The sequence below is a fragment of the Moorena sp. SIO4A1 genome (assembly GCF_010672065.1).
Classification (GTDB): Bacteria; Cyanobacteriota; Cyanobacteriia; order Cyanobacteriales; family Coleofasciculaceae; genus Moorena.
Genome location: NZ_JAAHHX010000943.1, coordinates 1 through 1,151 on the forward strand (window position 1 = coordinate 1; position 1,151 = coordinate 1,151).

At 42.6% G+C, this 1,151-nt stretch carries 1 protein-coding gene; it reads right to left on the reverse strand.

Translation table 11 applies throughout. The features are described from left to right. Positions 1 to 666: 666 nt before the first annotated feature. The coding region (locus F6K53_RS44315) for an ABC transporter ATP-binding protein (protein ID WP_293087271.1) at positions 667 to 1,151 on the reverse strand (485 nt) is incomplete at its 5' end.

Genomic DNA, 1,151 nt, shown 5'->3' on the forward strand with positions numbered 1-1,151 from the left:
TATGAGTTAACATAAAGAGACTACACGTAATAATTATAAAAGTATTAACAAACCATCCTTGAACCGTTAAACCCCACTGTTTTCGCCTACATACTAAACGCATGATTGGGACTTTTCATAAAAAATTATCTCGTCAATAGTCACTAGTCATTAGTAACCACAAATAAAGTCTCTTGTGGTCACTAATGTATGGTATAGCCTACGGTATAGAAAACCGTGGTCACCTAATCACTGATGACTAATAATCACTGATGACTAGTAACATCTAGAGCATCTCACTTTTATAGTACTTACCAATCAAAGTCCCCTCTGTCCGGATTATTTCAAAAAGGATTATAGTCAGTCCTCTTGCTTCCTTGGTTTATAATCTTGTTTTTTGGTAATTGACTAATGAGTAGTAGCTGATTAATTCTCTACAGGTTTGTAAGCATTAAGCCGTCAGCTTCTCAGAAACAAGGCAGTTAAATTATGGCGGGATGAGCCAGATGTGAATAAGGCTCGTCTATATCTGATATGCAAAGAACTCGCACATCATACAGATTATCGTTGGGTGAGAAAGTTAAACTCCATGGCGAATCAGGCATCAGCAGAGAGGGCTTGGAATTCTATCTCTAGTTTCTATCGTCGTTGTCAGAAGAGCGCCAAGAAAACATGGTTTACCGTCGCCTACTCTACAGATCTCTTGCACCCAATGGGAATACACAGTGGTGTTCCAGCTACCGGATCATTAATAATGCGACAGTCTAGGCTAAACACATCTTGCACAAGGGTTTCGGTCATTACCTGGTGGGGTTTGCCTTGAGCATAAACCTGTCCCGCTTTCATGACGATCAGGTGATCTCCGTAGCGACAAGCCTGGTTGAGTTCGTGTAGCACCATCACAATCGTGCGGTTCTCGCGCTGGTTGAGGTTGTAAAGTAAGTCCAGTACTTCAATTTGATGAGCTAGATCTAGAAATGTTGTCGGTTCATCCAGTAATAAGATATCAGTGTCTTGAGCTAAAGTCATGGCAATCCAGGCGCGTTGACGCTGACCGCCAGATAGATTATCCAGGGGGCGATCCCCCAAATCTGTCATATCCGTAATGGTGAGTGCCTGTTCCACTGCTTTCTCATCCGCTTCTGACCATTGCTGGAGCCAGCTTTGGTAGG